Origin of the sequence: Microcystis sp. LE18-22.4A, from assembly GCF_027531105.1 — a bacterium.
Classification (GTDB): Bacteria; Cyanobacteriota; Cyanobacteriia; order Cyanobacteriales; family Microcystaceae; genus Microcystis; species Microcystis aeruginosa.
Genome location: NZ_JAPZRB010000081.1, coordinates 1 through 8,541 on the forward strand (window position 1 = coordinate 1; position 8,541 = coordinate 8,541).

Annotated in this window: 8 protein-coding genes; 3 read left to right on the forward strand and 5 right to left on the reverse strand. The window is 42.1% G+C overall.

Annotation, left to right across the window (positions count from 1 at the left end):
• Window positions 1-157: 157 nt before the first annotated feature.
• Window positions 158-1,345 carry a tetratricopeptide repeat protein gene (locus O9295_RS03500; protein ID WP_288031740.1) on the reverse strand — a complete coding sequence of 396 codons (1,188 nt, stop codon included), beginning with the start codon at window positions 1,343-1,345 and terminating at the stop codon, window positions 158-160.
• A 37-nt stretch (window positions 1,346-1,382) separates the two neighbouring features.
• Here O9295_RS03500 and O9295_RS03505 point away from each other — a divergent pair, with 37 nt between their 5' ends.
• Window positions 1,383-2,558, forward strand: coding sequence for an esterase-like activity of phytase family protein (locus O9295_RS03505; RefSeq protein ID WP_288031743.1), 1,176 nt, complete (start codon window positions 1,383-1,385; stop codon window positions 2,556-2,558).
• 111 nt (window positions 2,559-2,669) lie between these two features.
• Here O9295_RS03505 and O9295_RS03510 read toward each other — a convergent pair whose 3' ends face one another.
• From O9295_RS03510 to O9295_RS03520, 3 genes are all read right to left on the reverse strand, one after another.
• A complete protein-coding gene (locus O9295_RS03510) occupies window positions 2,670-3,221 on the reverse strand; it encodes a LabA-like NYN domain-containing protein (RefSeq protein WP_002764933.1) in 552 nt (183 codons plus the stop codon).
• A 261-nt stretch (window positions 3,222-3,482) separates the two neighbouring features.
• Window positions 3,483-4,307 carry a sulfurtransferase gene (locus tag O9295_RS03515; RefSeq protein ID WP_288031746.1) on the reverse strand — a complete coding sequence of 275 codons (825 nt, stop codon included), beginning with the start codon at window positions 4,305-4,307 and terminating at the stop codon, window positions 3,483-3,485.
• Window positions 4,276-4,719 (reverse strand): ATP-binding protein, encoded by a 444-nt coding sequence (locus tag O9295_RS03520; RefSeq protein WP_125731105.1) that lies wholly within the window; start codon window positions 4,717-4,719, stop codon window positions 4,276-4,278. Before O9295_RS03520 ends, O9295_RS03515 begins: the two co-directional genes overlap by 32 nt.
• 172 nt (window positions 4,720-4,891) lie before the next feature.
• On the opposite strand from O9295_RS03520, the gene O9295_RS03525 reads away from it, so the two are divergent.
• Window positions 4,892-6,028, forward strand: a complete 1,137-nt coding sequence (locus O9295_RS03525) for a PP2C family protein-serine/threonine phosphatase (protein ID WP_288031749.1) — start codon at window positions 4,892-4,894, stop codon at window positions 6,026-6,028.
• A 104-nt stretch (window positions 6,029-6,132) separates the two neighbouring features.
• Here O9295_RS03525 and O9295_RS03530 read toward each other — a convergent pair whose 3' ends face one another.
• Window positions 6,133-6,456, reverse strand: a complete 324-nt coding sequence (locus tag O9295_RS03530) for an STAS domain-containing protein (protein ID WP_149988499.1) — start codon at window positions 6,454-6,456, stop codon at window positions 6,133-6,135.
• A 145-nt stretch (window positions 6,457-6,601) separates the two neighbouring features.
• On the opposite strand from O9295_RS03530, the gene crtO reads away from it, so the two are divergent.
• Window positions 6,602-8,248, forward strand: coding sequence for a beta-carotene ketolase CrtO (crtO, locus tag O9295_RS03535; RefSeq protein WP_288031753.1), 1,647 nt, complete (start codon window positions 6,602-6,604; stop codon window positions 8,246-8,248).
• Window positions 8,249-8,541 lie beyond the last annotated feature (293 nt).

Sequence of the window (8,541 nt, forward strand, 5' to 3'; positions counted from 1 at the left end):
GGGGGTCAATTACCTAATTTTCAGGGAAAAAGTCCCTGAATTTACCCCTGATCACTCCCATATCTGGTACTTTTTGAGGGGAAAAAAGTCCAAAAGTCTTATCCAACAAGGTTTTTAGATTTATTCAGCAAGCCCTAACTATTCAAAGACTTAAAGATCACTGTTCAGGATTATTTATTGCTTGATTAACTTGGGTGATTTGGGTTTGAAAATATTGTTCACGATAACGGATAGCTTGGGCTAATTCCGCACCTTTTTGGAAAGCGAGTAAAGCTTGGGGATAATTTTTTTTCTCTAGATAAATTTGACCGATTTGATCGTAGGTATTCATTAAACCGTAGTAATTATAACCCAATTCATGGACTTTAATTAATTCTTGATATATTTGTAAAGCATAATCTACCTGTTGATAACTTTTATAGAGTTCGGCCAACTTATTTAAAGCTTCTCCTGCGGTGCCGTACTGTTGTAAAGCAAAAGCGAGAGAATAGGCTTCTTGAAAGTTTTGGCTGGCTTTATTTGCATCTTTTAAAGCTTGGTAATCTAAACCAATTTGAATTTTTAGAGCGGGGATTAACTGTATTTGCTGATTTCTGATTTGGGTTTCAGCTATTTCTTCTTTAATTTTTACGGCGTTAGCTGGTTGCAGAGATTCTCGATAAATTTCTGCTAGTCTTTGCAAATAAATTCCTTGAGTTAAAGAATTATTCTGCGCCTTAGAAATAGTTAATAATTCCTCATAGACTGGAGCTGCTTTTTGATAATCAAAACGGGATAAATGAATTTGACCAAGTTTATTTAAAGTTGCTTCTACTGCCAGATTATCACCAGATTGTCTGGCATTAGCTAGGATTTTATCATAGATAATTATCGCCTCATTAAAAGCTCGTACCTGTTGATAGGATGTACCTAGTAATGCTAATAATTCCCCGTCCATTGTCTGGTTAGTTTCCGCAGTTTGTTGCAGAGCTTTTAAACGAGCAGTAATTAATTTAACATCCTCGGTTCGATCTCGATTCCAAGCTGCTAACCCCACTTTTCCCAAAGATTTTACTTCTTCTTTTGCTCCTAAATAACGATTTAATTTAATCACTTCATACCAGATAGGAAAAGCTTCCTCATTTAATCCGGCATCGTATTTAGCTTGAGCTTCAGCATCGCGTTGATCGATGTATAATAACAGTTGACGACGCTCCAAGGGAGTTAAAGGGCGATCGATTGCGGGTAATAAAGGACTTTTTAGGGGAGTTTCGAGGGGATTGGGTGCAGGGGTTTCTGTTTGTGCTAGGAGAGGAAGGGAAGTAGCGATCAAACAGAGCCATAAACTGAGAGAAAAACGTAGCATAATAGATTGATAGGAGCGTAGTAGAGGATGATATTTTGTGATCGATCGATTCTATAAGAGACTGACTGCCGAAAATTTGCGTTTCCCAATTTTGGGTTTAATTGCTAGTTTGATTGTAACCTTTAGTCTGGGGGCCTGTGGTGTCTCCCCGCAAGTTTTAGCAGAACAACGAATGTTTCTACCCCTCTCGGTCGAGTTTTTGGGAGAATATCAATTGCCACAAGCGGATTATCAAGGGACAAGGGTGGGGGGATTATCGGCAATTACATACGATCGTGCCAATAACCGCTTTTATCTCCTCAGTGATGATCGTTCTCAGAAAGCTCCGGCCCGCTTTTATCGGGCTAGTTTGCAGATAAATGGTGAAAAAATCGAAAAAGTGAATTTAGAGGCAGTCACGTTCCTAAAAGATGGCAAGGGAGAAACGTTTAAAAAGGGATCGATCGACCCGGAAGGTATCGCTTTTTCGCCCCGACAAACTTTGTTTATTTCCAGTGAAGGTGCGGTTAAACAGGGAATTGCTCCTTTTATTGCTGAATTTGATTTGCAGGGACAATTAAAGGAGTCTTTGTTAATTCCTAATCGCTTTTTACCAGATGATACCAATCAAAAAGGAATAGAGGATAATTTAGGGTTTGAATCCTTAACTTTAGGGATTACCAGCACTCTCAAAGACGATCCTTTTCGTTTGTTTACTGCCACAGAAAACGCTTTAATTCAAGATAGTCCCACGGGAAAAAGAGCAGAAAATCTCAGAGTGCGACTTCTTCATTATGTTATTGATCCGATTGGTGCGCCTGTGTTAGTATCAGAACAATTGTATGTGTTAGATGAGCCACCCAGTGCTGCGAGATACTACGGTTTAACGGAATTATTAGCTTTAGAAAAAGAGGGTTATTTTCTCAGTTTAGAGCGAACTTTTGGTTTAGAAGGTTTTGGAGCGAAACTATTTCAGGTAGTTAATGGGAGTGCCACCGATACCTCGAAAATTGCTCGGATACCGGGAGAATTAGAAGCTTTACAGGTGCAACCCTTGCGGAAAAAATTATTACTAGATTTAGGGACTTTAGGGATTGATTTAGATAATTTGGAAGGAATGACCCTCGGTCCAAGATTAGCTGATGGCAGTCGCTCTTTGATTTTAGTCAGTGATGATAATTTTAATCCGAATCAGGTCAATCAGTTTTTACTATTTCGACTCAAGGAAAAATAAACAAGAGATGGTTAATTCCCTCACCTATCCCCTTCTGGGAGAAGGATTGGGGTGAGGAATACCAATAAAGAAAAATGGGATAAATAGCCGGTTTAAAGACAAAACGGCCGGTTAATAATCACTTTTTTCGATATCTTTGCGAATATCATTCAGGTCAATATAGCGATCGGTGGCATTTCGCAATTCCCTAGCGATCATCCCTTCCGTAGAAACTACAGTAATATGAGTATTTTTAGAGCGCAATAGTTCGATCGCTCGTTCAAAATCGCCATCACCGCTAAATAAAATCACTCGATCGTATTGATCGACGGTATTAAACATATCGACGACAATTTCGATATCTAAATTAGCTTTCTGGGAAAAACGACCAGAACTATCATCATAATATTCTTTCAAAATTTTTGTTCTCACCGTATAACCCAAACTAATTAAAGCATCGCGAAAACCTCTTTGATCTTGGGAATCTTTTAAACCCGTGTACCAAAAGGCATTAATTAACATAATATTCGGGTCGTTGGTGAAGTAATTTAACACCTTACGCGGGTCAAAAAACCAACCATTTTTTTGTTGAGCATAAAACATATTATTGCCATCCACAAAAATCGAAAGGCGATCTTTCGGACGGCCGCCACCATTACAATGACAAAGACCGGCTTCTGTCATACAAAATACATACCTAATTTTTTATAGAGTTTAACTATAAAATTACTAAAAAGTAATTTTACGGGGGAAAACGACTATTCTTTGAGGAATAGCGGTGATTTGAGAGCAAAAAGATAGCAACTAAAATAAAAATTAGCTTTTTTGTCTAGGAGACAAACTAGATAATAGTTTCGGAATAATTAAAAGTGATAATAGGGAGATTGTACAGTAATTAGGTCATTTCGATAATCTTTCTCGATAGATGGGTATCAACAAGGCTGGTTAGATCAGGTAGGAACACCAATCACTCCAACCTCCAGAATATAGCTTAACATTCTCGTATCCGGCTAGGGTAAGGGAAAGGATATTGACACAGGCTGTCACTCCCGAACCACAGTAGAGGATAATTTCTCGATCGCCTTGCCGCTCTTGCCAACGTTGTTTTTGCTGGGCCGGGGGTTGAGAAAAACCCTGACTATCGGTGACTTCTAACCAGGGATAATTAAGCGCCCCCTCGATGTGGCCGGCGATCGGATCGATCGGTTCCCTTTCGCCCCGATAGCGATCGCTTTCCCTGGCATCAATTAACACCACTCCCGCTTGCTCTTTTTGCCTTTTTACCTCCTCGATTGTGACTACCCAATCCTGTTGAACTTGGGGGAGAAAAGCGCCGGTTTTCGGCACAGGTATCTGATTGGAGACGGGATAACCGGCATTTAACCAATTTTGCCAACCACCATCGAGAATGCTGACTCGTTCATGGCCCAGATAACGTAATAACCACCAGAGACGACTGGCAAAGGCAAAACGGGAGGCATCGTAGGCGATGACATGAGTTTGGCCGGAAATCACCCCTAAAGAGCTTAATTTAGCGGCTATCGTCTGCGGATTCGGTAAAGGATGACGGCCGCCATGACGGGCAACGGGAGCCGATAAATCGCGATCGAGGTGTAAATAGAAGGCATTTTCAATATGATTGGCTAAATACTCTTGATAACCGAGATCGGGATCATTTAATTGAAAACGACAGTCAATAACCATCAGATCGGGGCGATCGAGATTAGTCACTAACCAACTAGGAGAAACGAGGGGCGCGATCGGATTCATGGCGGGAAAATTGTTTAATAATTAACAGACAGTTGCGCTGATCTTCGCTGCGAGTATAACTGAGTTGATCGGCGATTTTTTGGAGGATCGGCAGTCCTTGCCCATGACCAGAGAAACTATAGTCATGATAGGCGTTTTTCTCGATAAAGTCCTCTAAATCGAAGGCGGAACCCCGATCCCAGATGCGAATTTCCATCTGGGATCGGGTAATCTCGATCTCGATCTCGATCGGGATTTCGGGAGGTAGGTGTCGGTGAGCGTGACGGACTGCATTGGTAAAACCTTCGGCAAGAGCAAGCTGACACTGGAGCCAGTCTTTTTGGGGAATGCCCGCTGGTTCAAGTTGCTCAAAATATTTTAAAACGGTATCTAAGGACTTGAGATCGCTATCTACCTGAAAAGAAATCTTCACCCCCGGCTTACCTCTCCAATGCCTTACGCTAGAAGTTATACCATTTTTCCCAAACTATGACTGATGTGTTAGCTCGATTCTGGATTTAATCCCTGGTTGAGGGACAAGCAAAGTCATCTGTCAGGGAGTCGGGGGTAGGCAGTAAGATTGAGATAGTCAAGTCACAAAAAAGATGGTACGAATTCTAGTAATTGATGATGATGGAGTAATTCAAACGTTTTTGAGCCGCGCTTTGCGGAAGGAATACGAGGTTTTTATTGCCAGTGATGGGGAAGAAGGATTAAAGCAAGCGGGGCAACTAAAACCAGCGATGATTATTTGTGATTGGATGATGCCGGGGATCGATGGGTTGGAAGTTTGCCGGCAAATTAAGCTCAATCCCCAACTGTCAACGACTTTTTTTATCCTCTTAACTTCTTTGGGATCGGTGGAGGATCGGGTCAAGGGATTGGATGCGGGGGCAGATGATTTTTTGTGTAAACCGATCGAGATTAATGAGTTAAGAGCGCGCGTGCGGGCGGGAATTCGTTTGCATCAATTAAGTCATGATCTGCAAGCGCAAAAACAATTACTAGAAATGGAGTTAGCGGAAGCGGCGGAATATGTGCGATCGCTGTTACCAGAACCTTTTATTTCTCCAAAACTTGCTATCGATTTTCGCTTCCTTCCTTCTCGTCGATTGGGGGGGGATGGATTTGATTATTATTGGTTAGATAATGACCATTTGATGTTATATCTTTTAGATGTGGCTGGCCATGGTTTGCGAGCGGCTTTACCTTCCCTTTCGGTGATTAATTTACTCCGTTCTCGTGGTTTAACTCAGGTGAATTACTATCAACCTAATCAGGTTTTACATGGGTTAAATCAAGTTTATCAAATCAGTCCTAAGAATGATAAATATTTTACTATCTGGTACGGAATTTATGATCAGAAACAACAACAGTTAACCTATGCCAGTGCCGGTCATCCCCCGGCAGTTCTCCTGACTCAAAAACCTTTTGGACAGATGATTGAAACCAGACTGAAAGCCCCCGGTTTTCCCATCGGGATGTTTCCGGAAGCAGAATATATCAATCAGGTTCAATCCCTGAATTTCTCCAGTAGCCTTTATCTTTTTAGCGATGGAATTTACGAGATCGATTGTGCTGATGGTAGGATGTGGGGACTAGAAAACTTTATTCAATCTTTACGAAATTATCACTGTAATTCTGCTAAAAATCTCGATAATTTTATTGAAAAAATTCAAGCTTTACAATTTGATGGTAATTTTAGGGATGATCTTTCGATCATGCAGGTGGATTTTCGTTAAGTACCTAAGCAAAATTAATTACACATTTCGATCAAGCTTTTGCATGAGTGCCTCTTGCCTTTTGCCTATCCCAACCAATAAATTAATTTTCCACGACTACTTAATTAACTTCCGAGGATTTTTTGTTCTAATTCTTCTCGGTTATTAAAAATTTCAAAAACTCGATCCATATCGGTTAATTCAAACAACATTTTTATCTGCTCATTAATCGAGCAGATCAATAGTTTACCCCCCGCAGAACGCACGGTTTTTAAGGATAAAACTAGCGCCCCTAAACCAGAACTATCCATAAAGGTGACATTCTTGAAATCAACGATAATAACCTCTGACCCTCCCTGCACGGCTTCGGCAATTTCTTGGCGAAATTCGCTGGCTTGGTTGCCATCTAAAATACCCGATGGTTGCATAACTTTGATGGAAGAACTCATAAAAAAAAGGAAAAATTAAATGTTTTCTACCTGCTCACTCATAAGGACTCGCTGAAATCTGCTGACAGCAGCGAATCTTTAACTATTTTTAACATATTAGAGTCAAGAAAAGCGCAAAATTAAAAATAGGAATTTTTGAAACTGCATGGAAAGTTACGATGTCATCCTCATCGGTGCGGGGCATAATGGTTTAGTTTGTGCCGCCTATCTCCTCAAAGCTGGTTATCGTGTCCTCCTTCTGGAACAGCGTAGCGTACCAGGAGGAGCGGCTACCACAGAAGCGGTTATCCCAGATCTAGCCCCCGATTTTAAGTTTAATCTCTGTGCGATCGATCACGAATTTATTTTTTTGGGACCGGTAATTGAGGAATTGGAGCTAAAACGCCACGGATTAGAGTATTTATTCTTCGATCCTACCGTTTTCTGTCCCCATCCCTCTGGCCAATATTTTCTTTCCTATCGCTCTCTGGAAAAAACTCACGCCGCAATTGCCCAGTTTTGTCCGCGAGATGCCGATCGCTACCTTCAGTTTATCGACTATTGGGGACAGTTGATGAATGCGATTGGGCCTTGGTTTAACGCTCCGCCCCAAGATTTGCTCAGAATCGCCCGCAATTATAACTCTAGTGCCTTAGCTAGTGTCTGGAAAGCGATCGGCTCGAAAAAGAAACTGCTCGACTTCATCCGCACGATGATTACTTCCCCCGAAGATGTCCTCAATGAGTGGTTTGAGAGCGAATTTGTGAAAGCACCCCTGGCTCGTCTAGCGGCGGAAATTGGCGCTCCTCCCTCCCAAAAAGGCATTACCTCCGGGATGATGATGATGGCGATGCGTCATTCTCCCGGGGTGGCTCGCCCTCGTGGTGGTACAGGCGCACTAACCGAGGCTCTGGTGAAATGTGTTGTCAGTCTCGGTGGGGTAATTTTAACCGAGCAGAAGGTTAAACAGATTCTAATCGAGGAAGGAAAAGCGATCGGGGTTAGAGTGGACTCTGGACAAGAATATCTGGCAAAAGCGGGTGTTATCTCTAATATTGACGCTAGACGAGTCTTTTTACAGTTAGTCGCCCCCGCCGATGTGGATGCCGCCGATCCAGAATTGCGAGAAAGGGTAGAACGGCGAATTGTCAATAACAATGAAACAATTCTTAAAATTGATTGCGCCCTCGCCGAAGCACCAAGGTTCGAGGCTTACGATCACAAAGAGGAGTATTTACAGGGAACGATTCTCATCGCCGATTCCGTGCGTCACGTTGAACAGGCCCACGCTTTAACGATTTTGGGGCAGATTCCCGACGAAAATCCCTCGATGTACCTAGATGTACCCACTATTCTCGATCCCTCCATGGCTCCCCAAGGTAAGCATACCCTCTGGATCGAATTTTTTGCCCCCTATCAGATTGCCGGGGCCGAGGGAACAGGATTAAACGGCACGGGATGGACGGAAGAATTAAAAAATCGCGTGGCCGATCGAGTTCTTGATAAACTGGCCGATTATGCCCCAAATCTCAAATCCGCCATTATTGCCCGTCGGGTGGAAAGTCCGGCCGAATTAGCTAATCGTTTGGGTTCCTATAAAGGTAATTACTATCATCTTGATATGACCTTAGATCAGATGATTTTCCTGCGTCCTTTGCCGGAAATAGCTAACTACAAAACCCCAATTAAACACCTTTATTTAACTGGGGCAGGAACTCACCCCGGCGGCTCAATTTCGGGAATGCCGGGGCGCAATTGCGCTCAGGTTTTCCTGCGGGATCGAAGCACTTTTCTGCAAAGATTATTCAACTAATACTAAATCCGTTGAGTATAGGCTACATATTAGGACAGGCACTCATGCAAAAGAGAGAATAAATAATCAGTTTTTAATAACCGGATTTAGTATTGTAAAGTTTCAATACAAATATAGTCAGATATAGTCAGGTAAGGTAATATATAGACATGAAACTATCAGACTAGGCAAAAAAAACAGGAATAAGTTATCGAACGGCTTGGAGGTGGTGGAAACAAGGGAATTTAACAGGCTATCAATTGCCTTCTGGTACAATTATGACAACGGATGACAACCCTTCAAAACCCGACGCT